The 23119-nt window shown below is 70.1% G+C and carries 19 protein-coding genes; 14 read left to right on the forward strand and 5 right to left on the reverse strand.

Annotation, left to right across the window (positions count from 1 at the left end):
* Positions 1–49: 49 nt before the first annotated feature.
* The 4 genes from ACZ69M_RS28425 (at position 50) to mutM (ending at position 2820) form a co-directional block, all read left to right on the forward strand.
* Positions 50–703 (forward strand): YceD family protein, encoded by a 654-nt coding sequence (locus tag ACZ69M_RS28425; protein ID WP_470054407.1) that lies wholly within the window; start codon positions 50–52, stop codon positions 701–703.
* Positions 704–705: 2 nt separating this feature from the next.
* Positions 706–879, forward strand: coding sequence for a 50S ribosomal protein L32 (gene rpmF, locus ACZ69M_RS28430; protein ID WP_006139588.1), 174 nt, complete (start codon positions 706–708; stop codon positions 877–879).
* Positions 880–898: 19 nt separating this feature from the next.
* Positions 899–1756, forward strand: a complete 858-nt coding sequence (gene rnc / locus ACZ69M_RS28435; protein ID WP_470054155.1) for a ribonuclease III — start codon at positions 899–901, stop codon at positions 1754–1756.
* 179 nt (positions 1757–1935) lie between these two features.
* The gene (gene mutM, locus ACZ69M_RS28440) at positions 1936–2820 is read left to right on the forward strand and encodes a bifunctional DNA-formamidopyrimidine glycosylase/DNA-(apurinic or apyrimidinic site) lyase (RefSeq protein ID WP_470054156.1); all 885 of its coding nucleotides are present in this window, start codon (positions 1936–1938) and stop codon (positions 2818–2820) included.
* Here the strand turns inward: mutM and ACZ69M_RS28445 are convergent.
* Positions 2810–3223 carry a winged helix-turn-helix transcriptional regulator gene (locus tag ACZ69M_RS28445; RefSeq protein ID WP_470054158.1) on the reverse strand — a complete coding sequence of 138 codons (414 nt, stop codon included), beginning with the start codon at positions 3221–3223 and terminating at the stop codon, positions 2810–2812. The genes mutM and ACZ69M_RS28445 overlap by 11 nt on opposite strands.
* A gap of 101 nt (positions 3224–3324) precedes the next feature.
* On the opposite strand from ACZ69M_RS28445, the gene ACZ69M_RS28450 reads away from it, so the two are divergent.
* Complete coding sequence (locus tag ACZ69M_RS28450; RefSeq protein ID WP_470054160.1) at positions 3325–3933, forward strand: flavodoxin family protein; 609 nt, start codon at positions 3325–3327, stop codon at positions 3931–3933.
* A 340-nt stretch (positions 3934–4273) separates the two neighbouring features.
* On the opposite strand, the gene ACZ69M_RS28455 is transcribed toward ACZ69M_RS28450, so the two are convergent.
* On the reverse strand, positions 4274–5269 hold the full coding sequence (locus tag ACZ69M_RS28455; RefSeq protein ID WP_470054162.1) for a CAP domain-containing protein: 996 nt from the start codon (positions 5267–5269) through the stop codon (positions 4274–4276).
* Positions 5270–5409: 140 nt separating this feature from the next.
* Between ACZ69M_RS28455 and ACZ69M_RS28460 the strand changes: the two genes are divergently transcribed.
* The 4 genes from ACZ69M_RS28460 to ACZ69M_RS28475 all read left to right on the forward strand — a co-directional run bounded on the left by ACZ69M_RS28460 (position 5410) and on the right by ACZ69M_RS28475 (position 11923).
* Positions 5410–5691, forward strand: coding sequence for an acylphosphatase (locus ACZ69M_RS28460; protein ID WP_054235378.1), 282 nt, complete (start codon positions 5410–5412; stop codon positions 5689–5691).
* 381 nt (positions 5692–6072) lie between these two features.
* Complete coding sequence (locus ACZ69M_RS28465) at positions 6073–6276, forward strand: hypothetical protein (protein WP_028802434.1); 204 nt, start codon at positions 6073–6075, stop codon at positions 6274–6276.
* Between the two features lie 216 nt (positions 6277–6492).
* Positions 6493–10251 (forward strand): AAA family ATPase, encoded by a 3759-nt coding sequence (locus ACZ69M_RS28470; RefSeq protein ID WP_470054165.1) that lies wholly within the window; start codon positions 6493–6495, stop codon positions 10249–10251.
* 253 nt (positions 10252–10504) lie between these two features.
* The gene (locus tag ACZ69M_RS28475; RefSeq protein ID WP_470054167.1) at positions 10505–11923 is read left to right on the forward strand and encodes a sugar porter family MFS transporter; all 1419 of its coding nucleotides are present in this window, start codon (positions 10505–10507) and stop codon (positions 11921–11923) included.
* An 87-nt stretch (positions 11924–12010) separates the two neighbouring features.
* On the opposite strand, the gene ACZ69M_RS28480 is transcribed toward ACZ69M_RS28475, so the two are convergent.
* Both ACZ69M_RS28480 and ACZ69M_RS28485 read right to left on the reverse strand, forming a co-directional pair.
* The gene (locus ACZ69M_RS28480) at positions 12011–12982 is read right to left on the reverse strand and encodes an LLM class flavin-dependent oxidoreductase (protein WP_075031213.1); all 972 of its coding nucleotides are present in this window, start codon (positions 12980–12982) and stop codon (positions 12011–12013) included.
* Between the two features lie 45 nt (positions 12983–13027).
* Positions 13028–14494, reverse strand: coding sequence for a cytosine permease (locus ACZ69M_RS28485; RefSeq protein WP_470054169.1), 1467 nt, complete (start codon positions 14492–14494; stop codon positions 13028–13030).
* Between the two features lie 151 nt (positions 14495–14645).
* Here ACZ69M_RS28485 and ftsY point away from each other — a divergent pair, with 151 nt between their 5' ends.
* Positions 14646–15854 carry a signal recognition particle-docking protein FtsY gene (gene ftsY / locus ACZ69M_RS28490; protein ID WP_470054171.1) on the forward strand — a complete coding sequence of 403 codons (1209 nt, stop codon included), beginning with the start codon at positions 14646–14648 and terminating at the stop codon, positions 15852–15854.
* A gap of 100 nt (positions 15855–15954) precedes the next feature.
* On the opposite strand, the gene ACZ69M_RS28495 is transcribed toward ftsY, so the two are convergent.
* Complete coding sequence (locus ACZ69M_RS28495) at positions 15955–16617, reverse strand: bifunctional DNA primase/polymerase (RefSeq protein ID WP_470054173.1); 663 nt, start codon at positions 16615–16617, stop codon at positions 15955–15957.
* A gap of 458 nt (positions 16618–17075) precedes the next feature.
* On the opposite strand from ACZ69M_RS28495, the gene nsdA reads away from it, so the two are divergent.
* From nsdA to ACZ69M_RS28515, 4 genes are all read left to right on the forward strand, one after another.
* Positions 17076–18551 (forward strand): transcriptional repressor NsdA, encoded by a 1476-nt coding sequence (gene nsdA / locus ACZ69M_RS28500; protein WP_470054175.1) that lies wholly within the window; start codon positions 17076–17078, stop codon positions 18549–18551.
* A 337-nt stretch (positions 18552–18888) separates the two neighbouring features.
* On the forward strand, positions 18889–20226 hold the full coding sequence (locus ACZ69M_RS28505; protein WP_470054177.1) for an ammonium transporter: 1338 nt from the start codon (positions 18889–18891) through the stop codon (positions 20224–20226).
* A complete protein-coding gene (locus tag ACZ69M_RS28510) occupies positions 20223–20561 on the forward strand; it encodes a P-II family nitrogen regulator (protein ID WP_054235369.1) in 339 nt (112 codons plus the stop codon). The genes ACZ69M_RS28505 and ACZ69M_RS28510 overlap by 4 nt, the downstream gene beginning before the upstream one ends.
* Positions 20562–20603: 42 nt before the next feature.
* Complete coding sequence (locus ACZ69M_RS28515) at positions 20604–23039, forward strand: [protein-PII] uridylyltransferase (RefSeq protein ID WP_470054180.1); 2436 nt, start codon at positions 20604–20606, stop codon at positions 23037–23039.
* The last annotated feature ends 80 nt before the right edge of the window (positions 23040–23119 follow it).

A 23119-nucleotide genomic window follows, 5' to 3' on the forward strand; every position in this document is an offset into this window, starting at 1 on the left:
GAACTCCAGGGGTGGCATCCCCCTTGAGCTTCGAAGATCGAAAGCAGGAATGGCTCTGAACACCCACCTCGACCACCGCAACCCTCTCGTGTTCGACACACACGAGCTGGGGCGGCGTCCTGGTGCGCTGCAGCGCTTGACCCGCACGATCGACGCTCCCAAGGATCTCGGGATCCAGGGAGTCATCGGAGTGCCGGAAGGCGCCCCGATGGAGCTCGAACTCCGGCTCGAGTCGGTCATGGAAGGTGTGCTTGTCACAGGCACCGCCCGTGCACGGGCCGAGGGGGAGTGCGTAAGGTGTCTGGAGCCGCTCGAGCTGGAGCTCGCCGCGGACTTCCAGGAGATGTTCTCGTACCCTGACGCCGACGACCGGGGCCGTGTCAAAGCGGAGCCGGCCGACGACGCCGAGGAAGACGAGGACAGGCTCTTCATCGAGGACGGACTGTTCGACCTCGAACCCGTGCTGCGTGATGCGGTGGTGCTCGCACTGCCGATGCAGCCGGTGTGCCAGGACGACTGCCTGGGCCTGTGCTCCCAATGTGGAGTCCGGCTCGCGGACGACCCGGACCACCACCACGACGCCGTCGACATCCGTTGGGCGGCACTGCAGGGACTCGCTGGTTCATCCGGAGACGGCGAGAAGGACGAGTTGAGCGGCGGCGCGCTTCCATCAGCGCACGTCGACGAGAAGCAGGAGAAGTAGCCGTGGCTGTTCCGAAGCGGAAGATGTCGCGCAGCAACACGCGCCACCGCCGGTCGCAGTGGAAGGCTGCGGTCCCCACCCTGGTTGCGTGCGAGCGCTGCCACGAGCCCAAGCTGCAGCACATCGCGTGCCCGGCTTGCGGCACTTACAACAAGCGCCAGGTCCTCGAGGTCTGAGCGGCTGGTGAGAGGTCTGATGTCTGACGCCAAGGCGGACCCAAACGCCAAGAAAAAGGCGGACAACACAGCCTCGTCCCACACGCTTCTGGAAGGGCGGCTCGGGTACAAGCTCGAGTCCGCCCTTCTGGTGCGTGCGCTGACCCACCGTTCCTACGCGTACGAGAACGGCGGTCTGCCGACCAACGAGCGTCTGGAGTTCCTCGGGGACTCCGTGCTCGGCCTCGTGGTCACGGACACGCTGTACCGCACCCACCCCGACCTGCCCGAAGGCCAGCTGGCCAAGTTGCGGGCCGCGGTGGTCAACTCGCGTGCGCTGGCGGAAGTGGGCCGCGGCCTCGAACTCGGCCTCTTCATCCGGCTCGGCCGGGGCGAGGAAGGCACGGGAGGCCGGGACAAGGCATCCATCCTCGCCGACACCCTTGAAGCGGTGATCGGCGCGGTCTATCTCGACCAGGGTCTGGACGCGGCGGGCGAACTCGTCCACCGGCTCTTCGACCCACTGATCGAGAAGTCCTCGAATCTGGGAGCGGGCCTGGACTGGAAGACCAGTCTCCAGGAACTCACCGCGACCGAGGGGCTCGGCGTTCCCGAGTACCTGGTCTCGGAGACCGGCCCGGACCACGAGAAGACCTTTACTGCTGCCGCCCGCGTCGGAGGCGTCTCGTACGGCACCGGCACCGGCCGCAGCAAGAAGGAAGCGGAGCAGCAGGCCGCGGAGTCCGCGTGGCGTGCCATCCGCGCCGCCGCGGACGAACGCGCGAAGTCGGTCCAGGCCGCCGAGGAAGCGGCTCAGGCCGCCGAGCAGGCTGCCAAGGTCGCCGAGGGGACCAGCGACGCCCCCTCGGCTCCGACGAGCGACTCGGCCACGGCCTGATTCCTTCGTAGCACCTTCGAAAGCACCTTCGTAAGCATCAGGCCCCTGCCGTAGCGTCCGCGCCGCGACAGGGGCCTGATGCGTCTCGTGTCCGCGCGTCCTGGGCCCCCGTCCGGGTGACGCGAGCACGAGGTAACCTTCGGGCGTCGTTCCCGTGCCCGCCCCTCCGGAGGAGTCCCGTGCCCGAGTTGCCCGAGGTCGAAGTCGTGCGGCGCGGCCTGGCGCGGTGGGTCAGCGGGCGGACCGTGACCTCGGTCGAGGTACGGCACCCGCGTGCCGTACGGCGGCATCTCGCCGGACCCGAGGGGTTCGCGAAGACGCTCACGGGCCACCGCGTAGGACCGGCCATGCGCCGCGGCAAGTACCTCTGGCTGCCCCTCGACGACTCCCCGTTCTCCGTCCTCGCGCACCTCGGCATGAGCGGTCAGCTCCTGGTGCAGCCGGAGGACACCCCGGACGAGAAACACCTGCGCATCCGCATCCGCTTCGACGACACCCGGACGCCCGCCCCCGCCGGGGCGGAGGGCACCGAGCTGCGCTTCGTCGACCAGCGCACCTTCGGCGGGCTCTCCCTCCACGAGAACACCCCGGACGGCCTGCCCGACGTCATCGCGCACATCGCCCGCGACCCGCTGGACCCCCTCTTCGACGACGCGGCCTTCCACACGGCCCTGCGCGTCCGGCGTACGACGATCAAGCGCGCCCTGCTCGACCAGTCGCTGATCAGCGGGGTCGGCAACATCTACGCGGACGAGGCGCTCTGGCGCGCCAAACTGCACTACGAACGCCCCGTGGCCGGCTTCACCCGACCGCGCACCGCCGAACTCCTCGGACATATCCGCGACGTCATGAACGAGGCCCTCGCCGTCGGCGGCACCAGCTTCGACAGCCTGTACGTCAACGTCAACGGCGAGTCCGGCTACTTCGACCGCTCGCTCGACGCGTACGGCCGCGAGGGCGAGCCCTGCCGCCGGTGCGGGACGCCGATGCGACGGCGTGCCTGGATGAACCGGTCCAGCTACTTCTGCCCGCGCTGCCAGCGCCCGCCGCGCGTCAGTCCGTAGCCGCGCGGGTCTCGTCGTAGCGCTCGCGGGCCTCCAGGACATCGTCCATGCGGCCCTCGACGAAGTGGATGAGGGCCAGCAGGCGCGTGGAGACCTCGTGACCGAGCGGGGTGAGGGTGTAGTCGACGCGCGGGGGGTTCGTGGGCTGTGCCTCGCGGTGCACCAGGCCGTCGCGCTCCAGCGCGTGCAGTGTCTGGGAGAGCATCTTCTCGCTGACACCGTCGACCCTGCGCCGCAGCTCGTTGAAGCGGAACGTGCCCTCGTGCAGCGCTCCGAGCGTGAGCGATCCCCAGCGTCCGGTGACGTGCTCCAGTGTGCCCCGGGACGGGCAGCTGCGTGCGAACACGTTGTACGGCAGGTCCTGACACTCACCGCGCTCGGCGGTCTGCACGCTGGGTTCCATACGCTCACCATACTCCGACGCAGCGCTAACCATCAGGTTGCACTAACTAGAAGTTAGTGCTTTCCTTTGGTTCGTTGTCACCACCTGGAGGAGTCCCCATCGTGAGCACCCCGAGTACCCCCCTCGTTTCCATCGCCTACCACTCCGGCTACGGCCACACCGCCGTCCTCGCCGAGGCCGTTCGCTCCGGTGCCGTCGAAGCCGGTGCCCAGGCGCACCTGATCAACGTCGACGAGATCACCGACGCTCAGTGGGAACTGCTCGACGCCTCGGACGCGATCGTCTTCGGCTCGCCCACCTATATGGGCACCGCTTCCGGCGCCTTCCACGTCTTCGCCGAGGCGTCCTCGAAGCGATGGTTCGGACAGGACTGGCGCGACAAGCTCGCCGCCGGATTCACCAACTCCGGCTCCAAGAGCGGCGACAAGCTGCACACCCTGCAGTTCTTCCAGATCCTGGCCGCCCAGCACGGCATGAACTGGGTCAACCTCGGTCTGCACCCGGGCTGGAACAGCTCCACGGCCTCCGAGCACGACCTCAACCGCCTCGGCGTCTTCGCCGGCGCCGCCGCCCAGACCAATGTCGACGAGGGTCCGGAGACGGTTCACAAGGCCGATATCGCCACGGCGGAGCACCTGGGGCGCCGGGTCGCGGAGGCGGCGCGGGTGGTCGCGCTGGGACGCGCGGCGGTGGCCGGGGTGGCCGCGTAAACGCTTGCGCAATCGTTTACGCAAACGCTCGCGTAAACGCTTACGCGGGGCTGTGCAAACGGTCTGCGAGGGCTTGCGGGTGAGCCCGCGTCAACGTTCGCGTAAAGGCTTGCGTAAGCGTTTGCGTAAACGCTTACGCGCCGCGCTCGCACCACGTTCCTGCGCACACGCGACGAAGCCACTCACGCCGGCACGCACCCACGGCGGCACGCACCCACGGCGGCACGTGCCCACGCCTGCGCGCGCCACGCACCCGCGTGCCCCACGCCCGCACGACAAAGCCGCGCCCCATCGTTCAGTGAGGGGCGCGGCTTCGTCGTGTCGTGAGGGGGGCCGTCGGCTAGTAGCCGAAGTCCTGCGTCCACCAGGGACCGCCGGTGCCGAGGTGCACACCCACGCCCAGGGTCTTGAAGTCGCAGTTGAGAATGTTGGCGCGGTGGCCGGGGCTGTTCATCCAGGCGTCCATGACGGCGGCGGCGTCGGCCTGTCCGCGGGCTATGTTCTCGCCGCCGAGGCTGGTGATCCCGGCCTTGGCCGCCCGGTCCCAGGGGCTGAGCCCGCTCGGGTCGGTGTGGTCGAAGAAGTCGCGCGCGGCCATGTCCGCGCTGAAGGCCTGGGCGAGGTCGGACAGGGCGCTGTTCGCCACCACCGGACTGCAGCCGACCTTGGCCCGCTCGTCGTTGACCAGCTTGAGCACCTCGGTCTCGGCCGCCGTCTGGGCGGAGACGTCGACCGGGGCGGTGGTCTTGGGCGCCTTCGTCTTCGAGGCCTGGCCGGGCGGAGTCGCGGGCTTGTTCGCGTTGGCGGACTTGCCCGGCTTGGTTTTGGTGGGCTCCGGGGCGGGCGCCGTCGTCGGCGCGGCCGGCGAGGTCGCGGGAGCGGTCGACGCCGACGCCGATGCCGAGGGCGACGCGGCGCGGTCGGCGTCACGGCTCGTCGACGTGCCCTCGCGGCCGTCCGCGCTCGCGCTGCCCGACGTACCGCCCTGCTGGGTCTCCTGGCTGGACGGGGACCCCACGGCCTGCACGCTGTCGGAGTTGTTGCTGCCGCCACCGAGCGAGTAGTTCTCGGTGCCGGGCAGCACGCCGGAGGCGACGGCCACGGTGCCCAGTGCCACGGCCGCGGAGACGCCGAGCAGACCCGTGCGAACCGGCGTCGCGGTCTTACGCTTGCGGTGCGAGCGGGCAGCGGCGGTCGGCGGGAGGTCGGCGACGGCGGCGTAGCCGTAGAGGTTCTCCGGGCCGTAACTTTCCGTAACGGGTCCGTGATTCTCAGTAACCCCGGTGGTGCGGCCCGTGGCGGCGCGGCCGACGGCGGAGCGTCCGTGGCGTCCCATCTCCTGGCCTTCCTCGTTCTTGGTCAGCGTCCCTCACTCGAAAGAGTGAGTTTCATATGAGACTCATTGGGTCGGGACGGTACCGCATGGCGGGAGGGGAGGAAGTGCTGCGAGAGACTTTGTCCGGTTAGCGTGCACCCATGAACGAGGTTGTACGGCTGGTCGTTTGGGTACGCGGACGTGTCCAAGGTGTGGGTTTCCGCTGGTTCACGAGGGCCAAGGCGCTGGAGATCGGCGGCCTGAGTGGCTTTGCTCTCAATTTGGACGACGGACGGGTCCAGGTGGTCGCGGAAGGAACCCGGGCCGGATGCCAGGGTCTGCTCGACTGGCTCCAGGGGGACGACACACCCGGGCGGGTGGACGGAGTCACTGAGATCTGGGACACGCCCCGGGGGATCTACGACGGCTTCGCGATCCGGTGACGGCGACGTGCGCAACGGCCCTGGCGGAAGCGGTATGGCATGCCACCGGCACCTGCCAGAAGCAGAAATGACCTGGTGGTTGCCAAGAACGGCTCCGCGTGGCAGGCTCCGCAGAGAAGGATGATCTCCACGCCCCCCGGGTCTCGCAGGAGTCGCAGCGCAGCCGTCCGAAGGGCCGCGCGACAGCGGGTTGCCCGCCAATACGGGGCGTGATCGTGTTGACCGTCAAACTTTTTGGTGAGACGCTGAAAGCCCCGCGCACCTTAGCTGTTTGGCATGTGGAACCGCAGCAAAAATTTAGTAAGTGTCAAGCATCGCGGGTGCGATCCCTCACGACCCACACCGCTTCGGTCGGTCACTCAGTGTGGAGGACCATCCATCATGGCAAAGGCGCTTCTCGGTTACGTCGGCGGTTCCGACCCGCGACTCATCGCCGAGATGCGACGGCTCCAGCAGCGTGTACAGGACCTCGAATCCGAGCTCGTACGGATTCAGGCCGAGAACGACGCGCTCGCGGCTGCCGCTTCTCACGACTCGCTTCTCGAGAGCATCGACGTACCCCAGGCGGAGCCTGCGCTCACCTGATCACTGCACCGCACTACGACAGCAGTGGTTGGGCTGCCCGTGTCAACCGCTAAGTTGTCAGCTGTCAGAATTGCAAGGGACGCCTCTTCGGCGTCCCTTCTTCTTTCCCCCGCGTGCCCTCCCCGCTCTCTTTAACGTCTGGTGTGCCCTGCACGTTCATGGGTGAAACCGTGGGTTCATGGAGTGAGACCGGCCCGAAAGGTAGAGTCCGGCGGCGTGCACCTCAAGGCCCTGACCCTGCGCGGGTTCAAGTCGTTCGCCTCGGCGACCACGCTGCGGTTCGAGCCGGGCATCACCTGTGTCGTGGGCCCCAATGGTTCGGGCAAGTCCAATGTCGTGGACGCCCTGAGCTGGGTCATGGGTGAGCAGGGGGCCAAGTCGCTGCGCGGCGGCAAGATGGAGGACGTCATCTTCGCGGGCACCACCGGGCGGCCGCCGCTCGGCCGGGCCGAGGTGTCCCTGACCATCGACAACTCCGACGGGGCGCTTCCCATCGAGTACGCCGAGGTCACCATCACGCGGATCATGTTCCGCAACGGCGGCAGCGAGTACCAGATCAACGGTGACACCTGCCGTCTCCTCGACATCCAGGAACTGCTGTCCGACTCCGGCATCGGCCGCGAGATGCACGTCATCGTCGGTCAGGGCCAGCTCGACTCCGTCCTGCACGCCGACCCGATGGGCCGCCGCGCGTTCATCGAGGAGGCGGCGGGCGTCCTCAAGCACCGCAAGCGCAAGGAGAAGGCGCTGCGGAAACTGGACGCGATGCAGGCGAACCTGGCCCGCGTCCAGGACCTCACCGACGAACTGCGCCGCCAGCTCAAGCCACTAGGCCGGCAGGCCGCCGTCGCCCGTCGCGCCGCCGTCATCCAGGCCGACCTGCGCGACGCCCGCCTGCGCCTCCTCGCCGACGATCTCGTACGGCTGCGGCAGGCGCTCCAGTCCGAGATCGCCGACGAGGCCGCGCTCAAGCAACGCAAGGAGAGCGCCGAGGCCGAACTGAAGAAGGCGCTCCAGCGGGAGGCGCTCCTGGAGGACGAGGTCCGGCAGCTCACGCCCCGGCTCCAGCGCGCCCAGCAGACCTGGTACGAGCTCTCGCAGCTCGCCGAGCGGGTGCGCGGCACGATCTCGCTGGCCGACGCGCGGGTGAAGAGCGCCACTTCGGCGCCCGCCGAGGAACGGCGCGGACGCGACCCCGAGGACATGGAGCGCGAGGCGGCGCGGATCCGTGAGCAGGAGGCCGAACTCGAAGCGGCCCTGGAGGCGGCCGAGCACGCCTTGGAGGACACGGTCGCGCACCGGGCCGAACTGGAGCGCGAGCTCGCCGTCGAGGAGCGCCGCCTCAAGGACGTGGCCCGCGCCATCGCCGACCGCCGTGAGGGCCTGGCCCGCCTCAACGGCCAGGTCAACGCCGCCCGTTCGCGGGCCGCCTCCGCCCAGGCCGAGATCGACCGGCTCGCCGTCGCCCGGGACGAGGCCCAGGAGCGGGCGTTCGCCGCGCAGGAGGAGTACGAGCAGCTGAAGGCCGAGGTCGACGGCCTGGACGCGGGCGACGCGGAACTGACGGAGCGGCACGAGGCGGCCAAACGGGCGCTGTCCGAGGCGGAGGCCGCGCTGAGCGCAGCCCGTGAGGCGGCCACAGCGGCCGAACGCAGGCGCGCCGCCACCCAGGCCCGCCACGAGGCCCTCGCCCTCGGTCTGCGCCGCAAGGACGGCACGGGGGCGCTCCTGGGGGCCAGGGACCGCCTCACGGGCCTCCTCGGCCCCGCGGCCGAGCTGCTGTCCCTCACCCCCGGCCACGAGGTCGCGCTCGCCGCCGCCTTCGGCGCCGCGGCGGACGCCATCGCGGTCACCACTCCCGCCTCGGCCGCCGAAGCCATCCGCCTGCTGCGCAAGCAGGACGCCGGCCGCGCGGCCCTGCTGCTGGCCGGGGCTCCGGAGGAGGCGGGGGCACCCGAGGCCAAGGGAATCGACGGCACCGGGCAGCACCGGGCGGCGGGTGACATCGCTTCCGGTGGGGTGCCCATCGGCGGTTACCGCGACGGACGTGACACATCCGGCGGCGCGAGCCCCTCCGCGGCCTCTCCGGGCGACGTAGCTGCGAGGGACGCCTCGGGGGCTCCGCCCGAGAACGGCGCCTCCGGTGACGCAGCGCCGCGGACGGCCCCCACCGGGCCGCCGTACGCCGCCGACCTCGTCCGTGGTCCCGCCGAGCTCATGCCCGCCGTACGGCGGCTGCTGCACGGGATCGTCGTGGTCGGCACCCTCGAGGACGCCGAGGATCTGGTCATCGCGCGGCCGGAGTTGACCGCGGTCACCGCGGAGGGGGACCTGCTCGGAGCGCACTTCGCGCACGGTGGGTCCGCCGGGGCGCCCAGCCTCCTCGAAGTGCAGGCGTCCGTCGACGAGGCGGCTGCCGAGCTCGAGGAGCTCGCCGTGCGGTGCGAGGAACTCGGCGCGGCGCAGCACCGGGCCGCCGAGGAGCGGGGGGAGCGGGCCGCGCTCGTCGAGGAGCTGGGGGAGCGGCGACGGGCCGCCGAGCGCGAGAAGTCGTCCGTGGCACAGCAGTTGGGACGGCTGGCCGGGCAGGCGCGCGGCGCGGCCGGGGAGGCCGAGCGGAGCACCGCCGCCGCGGCGCGGGCGCAGGAGGCGCTCGACCGGGCGGTGGAGGAGGCCGAGGAGCTGGCGGAGCGGCTCGCCGTGGCGGAGGAGATGCCCGTCGAGGAGGAGCCCGACACGGCCGTACGGGATCGGCTCGCCGCGGACGGCGCCAACGCGCGGCAGACCGAGATGGAGGCCCGGCTCCAGGTGCGCACGCACGAGGAGCGGGTGAAGGGGCTGGCGGGACGGGCCGACGGGCTCGACCGGGCCGCGCGGGCGGAACGTGAGGCACGCGCGCGTGCGGAGCAGCGGCGGGCCCGGCTGCGGCACGAGGCGGCGGTCGCCGAGGCCGTCGCTTCCGGAGCGCGGCAACTCCTGGCGCACGTCGAGGTGTCACTGCGCCGTGCCGAGGAGGAGCGCACCGCCGCCGACACGGCCAAGGCCCGCCGTGAGCAGGATCTTGTCGCCGCGCGCAACGAAGGCCGTGATCTCAAGGGGGAGCTCGACAAACTCACGGATTCGGTTCACCGCGGCGAGGTACTCGGTGCCGAGAAGCGGCTGCGGATAGAGCAGCTGGAGACGAAGGCGCTGGAGGAGCTCGGTGTCGAACCGGCGGGGTTGGTCGCGGACTACGGTCCGGGCCAGCTCGTGCCGCCCTCGCTCCCCGCCGAGGGCGAGGAACTGCCCGAGGACCCGGAGCACCCGCGCAACCAGCCCCGGCCCTTCCACCGTGCCGAGCAGGAGCGACGGCTCAAGTCGGCCGAGCGGGCCTACGCGCAGCTGGGGAAGGTCAATCCGCTGGCGTTGGAGGAGTTCGCCGCGCTGGAGGAGCGTCACAAGTTCCTCAGCGAGCAGCTGGAGGACCTCAAGAAGACGCGGGCCGATCTGCTGCAGGTGGTGAAGGAGGTCGACGAGCGCGTCGAACAGGTCTTCACGGAGGCGTACCGGGACACCGCTCGTGAGTTCGAGGGCGTCTTCAGCAGGCTGTTCCCGGGAGGGGACGGGCGACTGATCCTGACCGACCCCGACAACATGCTCACCACGGGCGTGGACGTCGAGGCACGGCCCCCCGGCAAGAAGGTGAAGCGGCTGTCCCTGCTGTCCGGTGGGGAGAGGTCTCTCACCGCCGTCGCGCTCCTTGTGTCGATCTTCAAGGCGCGGCCCAGCCCGTTCTATGTGATGGACGAGGTGGAGGCGGCACTCGACGACACCAACCTGCAGCGGCTGATCCGGATCATGCAGGAGCTGCAGGAGGCCTCGCAGCTGATCGTGATCACGCACCAGAAGCGGACGATGGAGGTCGCCGACGCGCTGTACGGCGTCTCCATGCAGGGCGACGGTGTGTCGAAGGTCATCAGCCAGCGGCTCCGCTAGATGCGTGTAGCGCACACTGGTCTTGACCTGGGCTTCTCGTTGGATTCAAGTAGTGAACGCGTGATGACCTCTCGGGCGCGAAAAATTCACAGCTAGCGAACTGTTGACTTCGATACTTGAAGGCATAGTCTCTGCAACGTTGCTTTTACCTTCAGGTGGTGGGGGCTGCGAAGTTGTGCGCCACTGGTACCACCACCGAAGGGCTTGCCCCCACACCCCCGGCAGCGAGGCCGGGTGGCCCGAGGAGTTACACGTGACCAGCACCGCGCAGGCGCCCCAACCAGGAGCCAGGACGGCTCACCCCGAACATCTCGGGCATGTCATCTTCATCGCGGCGGCGGCCGCAATGGGCGGCTTCCTGTTCGGTTACGACAGTGCCGTGATCAACGGTGCCGTCGAGGCGATCCGAAGCCGTTACGACATCGGCTCGGCGACCCTGGCTCAGGTCATCGCCATCGCGCTGACCGGCTGCGCCATCGGCGCGGCGACCGCGGGCCGCATAGCCGACCGCATCGGCCGCATCCGATGCATGCAGATCTCCGCCGTCCTCTTCACGGTCAGCGCCGTCGGTTCCGCGCTGCCGTTCGCGCTGTGGGACCTCGCCTTCTGGCGCATCATCGGCGGATTCGCCATCGGTATGGCCTCCGTCATCGGCCCCGCCTACATCGCCGAGGTCTCCCCGGCCGCGTACCGCGGACGCCTTGGCTCCTTCCAGCAGGCCGCGATCGTCATCGGCATCGCCATCTCGCAGCTGGTCAACTGGGGCATCCTGAACGCCGCCGGCGGCGACCAGCGCGGCAAGCTGATGGGCGTCGAGGCCTGGCAGGTCATGCTCGGTGTCATGGTCGTCCCGGCCGTCCTCTACGGTCTGCTCTCCTTCGCGATCCCCGAGTCGCCGCGCTTCCTGATCTCCGTGGGCAAGGAAGACCGCGCCCGTGAGGTGCTCAAGGAGGTCGAGGGCGACAAGATCGATCTGACGGCCCGCGTCGCCGAGATCGAGCACGCCATGAAGAGCGAGCACAAGTCGACCTTCAAGGACCTGCTCGGCGGCAGCTTCTTCTTCAAGCCGATCGTCTGGGTCGGCATCGGCCTCTCGGTCTTCCAGCAGTTCGTCGGCATCAACGTCGCGTTCTACTACTCCTCGACGCTGTGGCAGTCGGTCGGCGTCGACCCCTCGGAGTCGTTCTTCTACTCGTTCACGACGTCGATCATCAACATCATCGGCACCGTGATCGCGATGATCTTCGTGGACCGGATCGGCCGCAAGCCGCTGGCCCTCATCGGTTCCGTCGGTATGGTCATCGGTCTCGGACTCGAGGCCTGGGCCTTCTCGTACAACCTCGTGGACGGCAAGCTGCCGGCGACACAGGGCTGGGTCGCCCTCATCGCCGCGCATGTCTTCGTCCTCTTCTTCGCCCTGTCCTGGGGCGTCGTGGTCTGGGTCTTCCTCGGCGAGATGTTCCCGAACCGGATCCGCGCCGCCGCCCTCGGCGTCGCCGCCTCCGCGCAGTGGATCGCCAACTGGGCCATCACCGCGAGCTTCCCGTCGCTGGCCGACTGGAACCTCTCCGCGACCTACGTGATCTACACGATCTTCGCCGCGCTCTCCATCCCCTTCGTGCTCAAGTACGTGAAGGAGACCAAGGGCAAGACGCTGGAGGAAATGGGCTGAGCCTCCTGAAGAGGCCCCGAGACTCGAGGAGAAGGGCCAAGTCCCCGCTGCCCCTCTCCTCGTACCCGTAAGACGTACTGCCCCGGCTCAATCACCGAGCCGGGGCAGTACGTCTTCGCAGAACAGGTGCAGGCTGCGCCAGCCCTCGTCGATCGGCATCCCGCCGGACAGCGGGTGCAGCACGTGGTTGTCGAGACCCTGGGCCACGCACTGGTCGGGGGTCAGGATCCGGTACACGCCCTCCGCGCGCAGTTCCTCGACCGTCGTGGCAGCCGACTTCACCGCCGAGCGGATGTCACCGGACTGCCAGGAGGCGTACGTCCGTGCCTCGTGCAGGAAGTGCCCGCCGTACTCGGCCCACGCCCGGTCCGGGTCCTCGGCGATGTGCAGCAGCGGGGTCTCGGCGGCGGGCATCATGGTCCAGCCCTCGGTGCCGTACTCGACGAGCCGCTCCTTGTAGTACGCCTCCAGCTCGGGGAGGTGCGCGCTGGGAAAGAAGGGGAGCCCGAGCCGGGCGGCGCGCCGGGCCGCCGCCCTGGACGAGCCGCCGACCAGCAGCAGCGGGTGCGGGTCGGAGAACGGGCGCGGTGTGACCCGTACCGTACGGTCCCGGTAGGTGAACTCCTCGCCGGTCCACGCCTTCAGCACCGTCTCCAGGAGCTCGTCCTGGAGCGCACCGCGCCGCTTCCAGTCGACGTCGAAGAGGGCGTACTCCTCGGGCCGGTAGCCGATGCCCGCGACGGTGACGAGGCGGCCGCCGCTGAGCAGGTCGAGCACGGCGATGTCCTCGGCGAGGCGCAGTGGATCGTGCAGCGGGCCGATGACCGCGGAGACGGTGACCGCGAGGTGCCGGGTTGCTCCGAAGACCGCGCCCGCGAAGGCGAACGGCGAGGGCAGCCAGTTGTTGGCCACTCCGTGGTGTTCCTCGGTCTGCACGGTGGTGATGCCGCGGTCGTCGGCGTAGGCGGCCATCTCGATGGCCGCCTTGTAGCGGGCGCTCAGCGACGCCGGGGTGGCGGCGGGGTCGACGAGGTTGAAGCGCACGACGGTTACGGGCATGGAAGCCCCCCTTCGGTATGGAGGGGGACGGTAGCTGACGGTGCGTCAGACAGCCATAGTCGCGGACCCTTTCGCGGACCGCGCCACAGGCGCCACCGCGGGCTTCGGCAGCACGGCGTACAGCAGGAAGGAGACCGCGACGGCCGCCACCCAGCCGAGGCCGTACTCGCCGACGGGGTTGTTCGACGCCAGCGGTCCCGTGAACCAGTCGGACGTGCTGAACAGCAGGCCCGAGCCGAGCCCGAGCGCCCACGCGGCGACCGCGGCCGGGCTGAAGCCGCCCCGGTACCAGTAGGCGCTGGTGCGCGTGGTGTCGAGCAGGGCCCCGGCGTCGTACTCCGCGCGGCGCAGCATGTCCGCGCCGAAGACACCGACCCAGGCCGAGAACGCGACCGCGAGCAGCGAAAGGAACGCGATGAACGAGCCCATGAAGGAGGTCGCCACCAGCATCAGGACGCCGCCGAGGACCAGTGAGATCACGGCGTTGACCGCGACCGCCCGGTGCCGCGACACCTTGATGCCGAGGGTCTGCGCGGTGAAGCCCGCCGAGTACATCGACATCGCGTTGATCAGCAGCATGCCGACCAGAGCGATGAGCAGGTAGGGCACCGCGATCCACAGCGGCAGGATCGTGCCGACGAAGGAGACCGGGTCGGCGGCCGAGGCCAGGTCCGGCGTCGAGACCGCCATCACCGCGCCCATCAGGATCAGGGGGAGTACGACGACGCAGGCGCCGGCCACCGAATTGCGCACGATCGCCCCCGGCGAGGCCGTACGCGGCAGATAGCGCGTGAAGTCCGGCGCCGACGGCGCCCAGCTGATGCCGCCCGCCGCGATCAGTCCGACCCCCGTGATCATCAGGGGTGTCGGGCCGGCGTGCTGTCCGAAGACCCTGCCCCAGTCCGTGTCCGCGACCAGGTGGCCGAGGACGAGCACGGAGAAGCCGCCGAAGAGCCACGTCGCCCATGTGCTGCTCGTCCGGACGGCGCTGATGCCGAGGCCCGAGATCGCGAACGTCCCGACCACGAAGGCCAGCAGCGTCGCGACGATCAGGAACGTGTTGCTCCTGATGCCGAAGAGCACGTTCAGGATGGTCAGCAGGGCGTAGGAGCCCGTCACCGCGTTGATCGTCTCCCAGCCCCAGCGGGCGATCCAGATCAGCGCACCCGGCAGGAGATTTCCGCGCTGGCCGAAGACCGCGCGGGACAGGGTCAGGCCGGGAGCGCCGCCCCGCTTGCCCGCGATGCCGACCAGACCCACCAGGCCGTACGACACGACCGGCGCCGCGAGGCCGACGGCCAGCGCCTGCCAGAAATTGAGTCCGTAGGAGACGGCCAGCGCCGCGCCCATGGTCAGCAGCAGGACGGTGATGTTGGCGGCGATCCAGGTGGGAAGGAGTTCGCGGGTCTTCGCGTGCCGCTCGGCGTCGGGGACGGGCTCGATGCCCCGGGTTTCCAGAACGTGGTGCGCGGATGTGTCGAGGGCGCCATCGGAGCGATCGGTGGTCCTCATGGCAATTAAGCATACTTTGTGTAGTTTTTTACGCTTCTGCGAGGCGTGCCTGCGGTCGACGAGGCGCGTGTTCCCGGGGGAAGCCACAGAATCCCTCCGATGACACGGAGAGCCCCTCCCGGCAGGGGGATGACTGATACTGGGGAGCGTTATGGAAACCGTCATCCTTGCTGTAGTCATCGCCGTGGTCGTGATCGGCGCACTCGGCGGGCTCGTCATCGGCAGTCGCCGCAAGAAGTCGCTGCCCCCGGCGCCCCCCACCACGCCCGACATCACCGCCCCTCCGGCCGAGCCGCACATCGGCGACGAGGCCGAGATCCCGCACGACGAAGAGCGCCGGACGATAGAGGAGGTGGATCTCCCGGACGGCTCGGCCGCTCCGGTCGTCGTCGAGGAACCCGAACCCGTTGTCGAAGTTCCGGCGATCGAGATCCCGGAGCCGACCGCGGGGCGCCTGGTGCGGCTGCGCGCCCGCCTCTCGCGCTCGCAGAACGCGCTCGGCAAGGGGCTGCTCACGCTCCTCTCGCGCGAGCACCTCGACGAGGACACCTGGGAGGAGATCGAGGACACGCTGCTGACCGCCGACGTCGGCGTGCAGCCCACCCAGGAGCTGGTCGAGCGGCTGCGCGAGCGCGTGAAGGTGCTCGGCACGCGCACGCCCGACGAGCTGCGCACCCTGCTGCGCGAGGAGCTGCTGCAGCTTCTCGTCCCCGAGTTCGACCGTACGGTCAAGACCGACTCGAACCTCGACACCCCGGGCATCGTGATGGTCGTCGGTGTCAACGGCACCGGGAAGACCACCACCACCGGCAAGCTCGCCCGCGTCCTCGTCGCCGACGGCAAGAACGTGGTGCTCGGCGCCGCCGACACCTTCCGTGCCGCCGCCGCCGACCAGCTGCAGACCTGGGGCGAGCGCGTGGGTGCCCGTACCGTGCGGGGCCCCGAGGGTGGTGATCCCGCCTCGATCGCCTTCGACGCGGTCAAGGAGGGCATCGAGGAGGGCGCCGACGTCGTCCTCATCGACACGGCCGGACGACTTCACACCAAGACCGGGCTCATGGACGAGCTCGGCAAGGTCAAGCGTGTCGTCGAGAAGCACGCCCCGCTCGACGAGGTGCTGCTGGTCCTCGACGCCACGACCGGCCAGAACGGTCTGGTGCAGGCCCGCGTCTTCGCCGAGGTCGTCGACATCACCGGCATCGTGCTGACCAAGCTCGACGGCACCGCGAAGGGCGGCATCGTGATCGCGGTCCAGCGTGAGCTGGGGGTGCCGGTCAAGCTGGTGGGTCTGGGTGAGGGCGCGGACGATCTGGCGCCGTTCGAGCCGGAGGCGTTCGTTGACGCCCTTATCGGAGAGTGACCCCCACCTTCCGCAGTTGGTAGGTGGTTCTGGAAGCGTCCGCCCCCGAGGTGCAGTCCGGGGGGCGGGCGCTTTGCTGTGCAGGCCGGTGCCGGTGCCGTTACGCGCGCGACCGGTGCGCCGCGTACGCCAGCGTCCCCAGCAGCAACCGCGCCTGCGGCGGTTTCGTCGCCGAGTCCAGGGCGGGGGAGCGCAACCAGCGGACCGGACCGAGGCCGGCGCGGTCGGAGGGCGGGGCGGTGACGTACGTACCGGGGCCGAGGCCGTGCAGGTCGAGGGAGGCGTCGTCCCAGCCCATCCGGTAGAGCAGCTCGGGGAGCTCGGCCGCGGCGCCGGGGGCGACGAAGAAGTGGGCGCGGCCGTCCGGGGTCGCGGTGACCGGCCCGGTGGGCAGGCCCATCCGCTCCAGGCGGACGAGCGCGCGGCGCCCGGCGGCCTCGGCGACCTCGATGACGTCGAACGCGCGGCCGACCGGCAGCATCACCGCGGCACCCGGGAACTCGCCCCAGATCTCGGAGACCTCGTCGAGCGTGGCGCCCGCTTCGAGCACCGGCGCGAAGTCCAGCGGATGCGCCCCCGGCGTGCGGCAGCCGGCCTTGCCGCAGGAGCACACGCCCGCGGCGGCCCGGGCGCCGGGGACCACGTCCCAGCCCCACAGCCCGGTGAACTCGGCCACCGCGGTGCACTCCGACGAGCGGCCGCGGCGACGGGTGCCGGGCCGGCTTTCGCGCATTCCCCGACTGCTGCCGATCGTGAAGCCCATGCCCCCTCCAACGGGTCCAACGCGTCGACGGTTACGCCATGAACGCGGAACATCACTCAGTGTGTTCCCGTCCCCGGATGTCGCGTGGTTGGCGACGCGATCCCGGCAGCGCCCGGAAGCGTCCCGGGTGGTGTACCCGGCGGCGTGCGCCCCCGAATGCATCGTTTCGCCACTTCTGGCTGTCCTATGTCAAGTGAATCGCGTACAGGCGATCAGGAGTTCATTCGAAGGGGTGGCGAATGGTGGCGTTTCCGGGATCGCCATGGCTGGACGCGTGATCGTAGGATTACTTTGAGTGCACGGGTCCTGGGGACGTATGCACTCGTGGGTATGCCGGAGGCAAGTCGGCTTCCCGTTCGAAGGGTGAGAACTGCCGGACGTGCGGCCGTATTTACCGGCATTCTGATAGGGCTTGGCGCACGCAGCGTACAAGTGGTCTCAGGGATGGGGGCGTTCCAGTGGGCGGCAACGGCGGAAGCGGTACGAACGCTGACAAGCGCCCGAATGAGCTGTTGGGCTCGTGGTTCGTGCGCAGTGGCTGGTCGAAGGGCGAGCTGGCGCGGCAAGTGAACCGAAGGGCCCGCCAGTTGGGGGCCAATCACATCTCCACGGACACCTCACGGGTGCGCCGCTGGCTGGACGGCGAGAATCCGCGCGAGCCGATTCCGCGGATCCTGTCCGAGCTGTTCTCCGAGCGGTTCGGCTGTGTGGTCGCCGTCGAGGACCTCGGCCTGCGCGCCGCCCACCAGTCACCGTCCGTGTCGGGTGTCGACCTGCCCTGGACCGGCCCGCAGACCGTGGCGCTGATCAGCGAGTACTCGCGCAGTGACCTGATGCTGGCGCGGCGTGGCTTCCTCGGCAGCTCGCTGGCCCTCGCCGCGGGCCCCGCCCTCATCGAGCCCATGCAGCGCTGGCTGGTGCCCTCGCCCGCCGCGCCCCAGGAGGAGCCCGAGTCCCCGGCCGCCGCGCGCCGCCCCGGCCGGCTCTCCCAGCCCGAGCTGGACCTGCTGGAGTCCACCACGGTGATGTTCCGCCAGTGGGACGCCCAGTGCGGCGGCGGTCTGCGCCGCAAGGCCGTCGTCGGCCAGCTGCACGAGGTGACCGACCTGCTCCAGGAGCCGCAGCCCGGGGCGACCAGCAAACGCCTGTTCATGGTCGCCGCCGAGCTGGCCGAGCTGGCGGGCTGGATGAGCTATGACGTGGGGCTGCAACCCACCGCGCAGAAGTACTTCGTGCTCGCCCTGCACGCCGCCAAGGAGGCGGGCGACAAGCCGCTGGGCTCGTACATCCTCTCCAGCATGAGCCGCCAGATGATCCACCTCGGCCGGCCCGACGACGCGCTCGAACTCATCCATCTGGCGCAGTACGGAAGCCGTGACTGCGCGAGCCCGCGTACCCAGGCCATGCTGTATGCGATGGAGGCCCGCGCCTACGCGAACATGGGCCAGCCCGGAAAGTGCAAGCGGGCCGTCCGGATGGCCGAGGACAGCTTCGAGGACGTTCACGAGTGGGACGACCCGGACCCCGACTGGATCCGCTTCTTCTCGCTGGCCGAGCTGCACGGCGAGAACTCGCACTCCTACCGCGACCTGGCCTACGTCGCGGGCCGCAGCCCCACGTACGCCTCGCTCGCCGAGCCCCTGATGCAGCAGGCCGTCGACCTCTTCGCCAAGGACGGCGAGCACCAGCGTTCGTACGCGCTCAATCTCATCGGTATGGCCACCGTGCACCTGCTGCGGCGCGAGCCCGAGCAGAGTGCGGTATTGGCCAAGCACGCGATGGCGATCGCCAAGAAGGTGCGCTCCGAGCGCGTCAACACTCGTATCCGAAAGACGGTCGACACGGCCGTCCGCGACTTCGGTGACCTCGCCGAGGTCGTGGACCTCACCGAGCAGCTCGCCGTCGACCTTCCCGAGACCGCGGAAGCGGTCTGAGCCCGGGCCGCGGAAGCGGTCCGATCCCAGTACCCCGGCCACGGCCGGTCGTCCCGAACCGCCCGACTCGGCTCCCCCATGCCAGGTCATCGGACGACCAGCCGTGGCCGGTTCGTTTGCCTTCTGGGAAGGTTGCGCCACGATAACGATCGCTCCGCCCGGTATCAGCCAGTTCATGGAGGCGTAACACACGGGGTGCCTTCGTCACTGCGGCGAAACATCGAGGGGCGTCTACGGAAACCGCGCTGCGTCAATCTCATGGCGCATAACCGGCCCACCCCTCATGACCGCTCAGGCTTCGCCCGCACGGGGCCGTACCAACGACGAGGAGACGCCGATGGCACCAGCCATCACGCTAGCCGCAGAAGCTCCCAAGCTCTCGGCCGCCAACACCGGGTTCATGCTCATCGCTTCCGCCCTGGTGCTGATCATGACCCCCGGCCTCGCCTTCTTCTACGGAGGCATGGTCCGTGTCAAGAGCACCCTGAACATGCTGATGATGAGCTTCATCAGCATGGGGATCATCACGATCCTGTGGGTGCTGTACGGCTTCTCGCTCGCCTTCGGCACGGACAGGGGTTCGTTCATCGGCTGGACCTCGGACTGGGTCGGCCTGAGCAACATCGGCCTGACGGAGCTGTGGCCGGGCTACACCATCCCGATCTTCGTCTTCATGGTCTTCCAGCTGATGTTCGCCATCATCACGCCCGCGCTGATAAGCGGTGCGCTTGCGGACCGGGTGAAGTTCACGGCGTGGGCGCTGTTCATCACGCTGTGGGCCACGGTCGTCTACTTCCCGGTCGCGCACTGGGTCTGGGGCACCGGCGGCTGGGCGTTCGACCTCGGCGTGATCGACTTCGCCGGTGGTACGGCGGTCCACATCAACGCGGGTGCCGCGGCGCTCGGCGTGATCCTGGTCATCGGCAAGCGCGTCGGCTTCAAGAAGGACCCGATGCGTCCGCACAGCCTCCCGCTGGTGATGCTCGGCTCCGGTCTGCTGTGGTTCGGCTGGTTCGGATTCAACGCCGGTTCGTGGCTCGGCAACGACGACGGCGTCGGCGCGCTGATGTTCGTCAACACGCAGATCGCCACCGCGGCCGCCATGCTGGCCTGGCTCATCTACGAGAAGATCCGCCACGGCGCGTTCACCACATTGGGCGCCGCCTCCGGCGCGGTCGCCGGTCTGGTCGCCATCACCCCGTCGGGTGGCGCGGTCTCCCCGCTCGGCGCGATCGCCGTCGGTGCCATCGCCGGTGTCGTGTGCGCCATGGCCGTCGGCCTCAAGTACAAGTTCGGCTACGACGACTCCCTCGACGTGGTCGGCGTGCACCTCGTCGGCGGTGTCATCGGCTCGCTGCTGATCGGCTTCTTCGCCAGCGGCAAGGGCCAGTCCACCGTCGAGGGTCTCTTCTACGGCGGCGGTCTCACCCAGTTCTGGAAGCAGTGCGCCGGTGTCTTCGCGGTCCTCGGCTACTCCCTGGTCGTCTCCGCGATCCTCGCCTTCATCATCGACAAGACGATGGGCATGCGGGTCACCGAGGACGAGGAGATCGCCGGCATCGACCAGGCCGAGCACGCCGAGACCGCATACGACTTCAGTGGAGCGGGCGGCGGCATCGTCGGCGGCTCGGTTGCCGCCCTCGCGGGTACGCAGAGCAAGAAGGTGGACGCATGAAGCTCATCACCGCCGTCGTGAAGCCCCACCGGCTCGACGAGATCAAGGAGGCCCTCCAGGCCTTCGGGGTGCACGGTCTCACGGTCACGGAGGCCAGCGGCTACGGTCGGCAGCGGGGACACACCGAGGTCTACCGTGGTGCCGAGTACACCGTCGACCTGGTCCCCAAGATCCGCATCGAGGTGCTGGCCGAGGACGACGACGCCGAACAGCTGATCGATGTCGTGGTGAAGGCGGCCCGCACCGGCAAGATCGGTGACGGCAAGGTGTGGTCCATCCCGGTCGAGACGGCCGTCCGGGTCCGGACCGGCGAGCGCGGCCCGGACGCGCTCTAAACAGAAGATCAGAACAGGAGCCACTGGGTGACGAGTGCGGAGATGCGTACCGAAGCAGAGGACTCGGGACCCAGCGGCTACGCGGCGGCCCGGCTGCGCCTCCTCCAGGAGGGGGCGCAGTCCGGGCCGCCGCGCCGTGCCGCCCTCGCCGAACTCACGGACGAATGGCTGACCGGCCTGTTCGGCGCGGGTGCCGAGGGACTGCGCGGCGTCTCGCTCGTCGCCGTCGGCGGCTACGGCCGTGGAGAACTCTCGCCACGCAGCGATCTCGACCTGCTGCTCCTGCACGACGGCGCCGACGCCGGCACGGTCGCCGCGCTCGCCGACCGCATCTGGTACCCGATCTGGGACCTGGGCCTGGCCCTCGACCACTCGGTGCGTACGCCCGGGGAGGCACGCAAGACCGCGGGCGCGGACCTGAAGGTGCAGCTCGGCCTGCTGGACGCCCGCCACATCGCGGGCGACCTCGGCCTCACCGCCGGATTGCGTACGGCCGTCCTCGCCGACTGGCGCAACCAGGCGCCGAAACGCCTCCCCGAACTCCAGGAGCTGTGCGCCGAGCGCGCCGAGCGCCAGGGCGAGCTGCAGTACCTCCTGGAACCGGACCTGAAGGAGGCTCGCGGCGGCCTGCGCGACGCCACCGCCCTGCGTGCCGTCGCCGCCTCCTGGCTCGCGGACGCGCCCCGTGAGGGCCTCGCGGACGCCCGCCGCAGGCTCCTGGACGTCCGCGACGCCCTCCACCTCACCACCGGCCGCGCCACCGACCGCCTCGCGCTCCAGGAGCAGGACCAGGTCGCCGCCGAACTCGGACTCCTGGACGCCGACACCCTGCTGCGCCAGGTGTACGAGGCCGCGCGCGTCGTGTCGTACGCCAGTGACGTCACCTGGCGCGAAGTGGGACGCGTGCTCAAGTCGCGCGCTGTGCGGCCACGGCTGCGCGCCATGCTCGGCGGCGGTGCCAAGCCCGCCGTGGAGCGCTCACCGCTCGCCGAGGGCGTGGTCGAGATGGACGGCGAGGTGGTACTCGCCCGCGCCGCGCGCCCCGAGCGCGACCCCGTACTCCCGCTGCGTGCCGCGGCCGCCGCCGCACAGGCCGGGCTCCCGCTCTCCCTGCACGCCGTACGGCGCATGGCCGCCGTCGCACGCCCACTGCCCACGCCCTGGCCCGCCGAGGCCCGGGAACAGCTCGTCACGCTGCTCGGCTCGGGCCGCCCGACCATCGAGGTCTGGGAGGCACTGGAGGCCGAGGGCCTGATCACCCGGCTCCTGCCCGACTGGGAGCGGGTGCGCTGCCGCCCGCAGCGCAACGCCGTCCACATCTGGACCGTCGACCGCCACCTCATCGAGACGGCCGTCCGCGCCTCGGAACTCGCCCGCCGCGTGGGCCGTCCCGACCTCCTCCTCGTCTCCGCCCTGCTGCACGACATCGGCAAGGGCTGGCCCGGCGACCACTCCGTGGCCGGCGAGATCATCGCCCGGGACGTGGCCGCCCGCATCGGTTTCGACCGCGCCGACGTGGCGGTGCTCGCCACCCTCGTACGCCACCACCTGCTGCTCATCGACACCGCGACCCGACGCGACCTGGAGGACCCGGCGACCGTCCGCTCGGTCGCCGAGGCCGTCGGATCGCAGGGCACCCTCGAACTGCTGCACGCCCTCACCGAGGCGGACGCGCTGGCCACCGGGCCGGCGGCCTGGTCCTCCTGGCGCGGATCCCTCGTCGCCGACCTGGTCAAACGGGTCGCCGCCGTGCTCGCCGGAGGCGCCCCCGAGGAGCCCGAGGCCGCCGCGCCCACGGCCGAGCAGGAGCGGCTCGCCATCGAGGCGTTCCGCACCGGCGGCCCCGTACTGGCACTGCGCGCGCAGACCGAACCGCCCACCGAGGAGGAGCCCACCGGCGATCCCGAGCCCCTGGGCGTGGAACTGCTCATCGCCGTGCCCGACCAGCCCGGAGTGCTCCCCGCGGTCGCCGGCGTCCTCGCGATGCACCGCCTGACCGTGCGCACGGCCGAGCTGCGCGCCCTGGACCTGCCCGACGGCGTCGAGGGCTCGGTGCTGCTGCTCAACTGGCGGGTCGCCGCCGAGTACGGCTCCCTGCCGCAGGCCGCCCGGCTGCGTGCCGACCTCGTGCGCGCCCTGGACGGCTCCCTGGACATCGCGGCCCGGCTCGCCGAGCGCGACGCCGCCTATCCGCGCCGCCGGGGCACGATCGCGCCGCCGCCCCGGGTGACGGTCGCCTCCGCCGCCTCCCGCCACGCGACGGTCATCGAGGTCCGCGCCCACGATGCCCCCGGCCTGCTGCACCGCATCGGGCGGGCCCTGGAGGACGCGAGCGTATGGGTGCGCAGCATGCATGTCTCCACCCTCGGCGCCAACGCCGTGGACGCCTTCTACGTGACCGGACCCAAGGGCGCGCCCCTGCCGGCGGAGGAGGCGGTTTCGGTGGCGCGTGGGCTGGAGGAGATGCTGCGGGGATGACCCCGTGGCAGATGCGCGGGAGTGACCTCGCAGTCCTGTCTCCGTCCATCGAACGTGGTCCCCTGTCGGGTATTCACACC

It is taken from the genome of Streptomyces sp. NPDC107454 (assembly GCF_055582885.1).

What these genes read in the sequence shown, in the direction of transcription:
- ftsY (WP_470054171.1), top strand. Translation starts at nt 14,646, where the DNA reads ATGGAAACCGTCATCCTTGCTGTAGTCATCGCCGTGGTCGTGATCGGC.
- ACZ69M_RS28455 (WP_470054162.1), bottom strand. Translation starts at nt 5,269, where the DNA reads ATGGGACGCCACGGACGCTCCGCCGTCGGCCGCGCCGCCACGGGCCGC.
- ACZ69M_RS28515 (WP_470054180.1), top strand. Translation starts at nt 20,604, where the DNA reads ATGCGTACCGAAGCAGAGGACTCGGGACCCAGCGGCTACGCGGCGGCC.
- rnc (WP_470054155.1), top strand. Translation starts at nt 899, where the DNA reads ATGTCTGACGCCAAGGCGGACCCAAACGCCAAGAAAAAGGCGGACAAC.
- ACZ69M_RS28495 (WP_470054173.1), bottom strand. Translation starts at nt 16,617, where the DNA reads ATGGGCTTCACGATCGGCAGCAGTCGGGGAATGCGCGAAAGCCGGCCC.
- ACZ69M_RS28505 (WP_470054177.1), top strand. Translation starts at nt 18,889, where the DNA reads ATGGCACCAGCCATCACGCTAGCCGCAGAAGCTCCCAAGCTCTCGGCC.
- ACZ69M_RS28485 (WP_470054169.1), bottom strand. Translation starts at nt 14,494, where the DNA reads ATGAGGACCACCGATCGCTCCGATGGCGCCCTCGACACATCCGCGCAC.
- ACZ69M_RS28425 (WP_470054407.1), top strand. Translation starts at nt 50, where the DNA reads ATGGCTCTGAACACCCACCTCGACCACCGCAACCCTCTCGTGTTCGAC.
- ACZ69M_RS28465 (WP_028802434.1), top strand. Translation starts at nt 6,073, where the DNA reads ATGGCAAAGGCGCTTCTCGGTTACGTCGGCGGTTCCGACCCGCGACTC.
- ACZ69M_RS28510 (WP_054235369.1), top strand. Translation starts at nt 20,223, where the DNA reads ATGAAGCTCATCACCGCCGTCGTGAAGCCCCACCGGCTCGACGAGATC.
- ACZ69M_RS28460 (WP_054235378.1), top strand. Translation starts at nt 5,410, where the DNA reads ATGAACGAGGTTGTACGGCTGGTCGTTTGGGTACGCGGACGTGTCCAA.
- ACZ69M_RS28445 (WP_470054158.1), bottom strand. Translation starts at nt 3,223, where the DNA reads ATGGAACCCAGCGTGCAGACCGCCGAGCGCGGTGAGTGTCAGGACCTG.
- ACZ69M_RS28480 (WP_075031213.1), bottom strand. Translation starts at nt 12,982, where the DNA reads ATGCCCGTAACCGTCGTGCGCTTCAACCTCGTCGACCCCGCCGCCACC.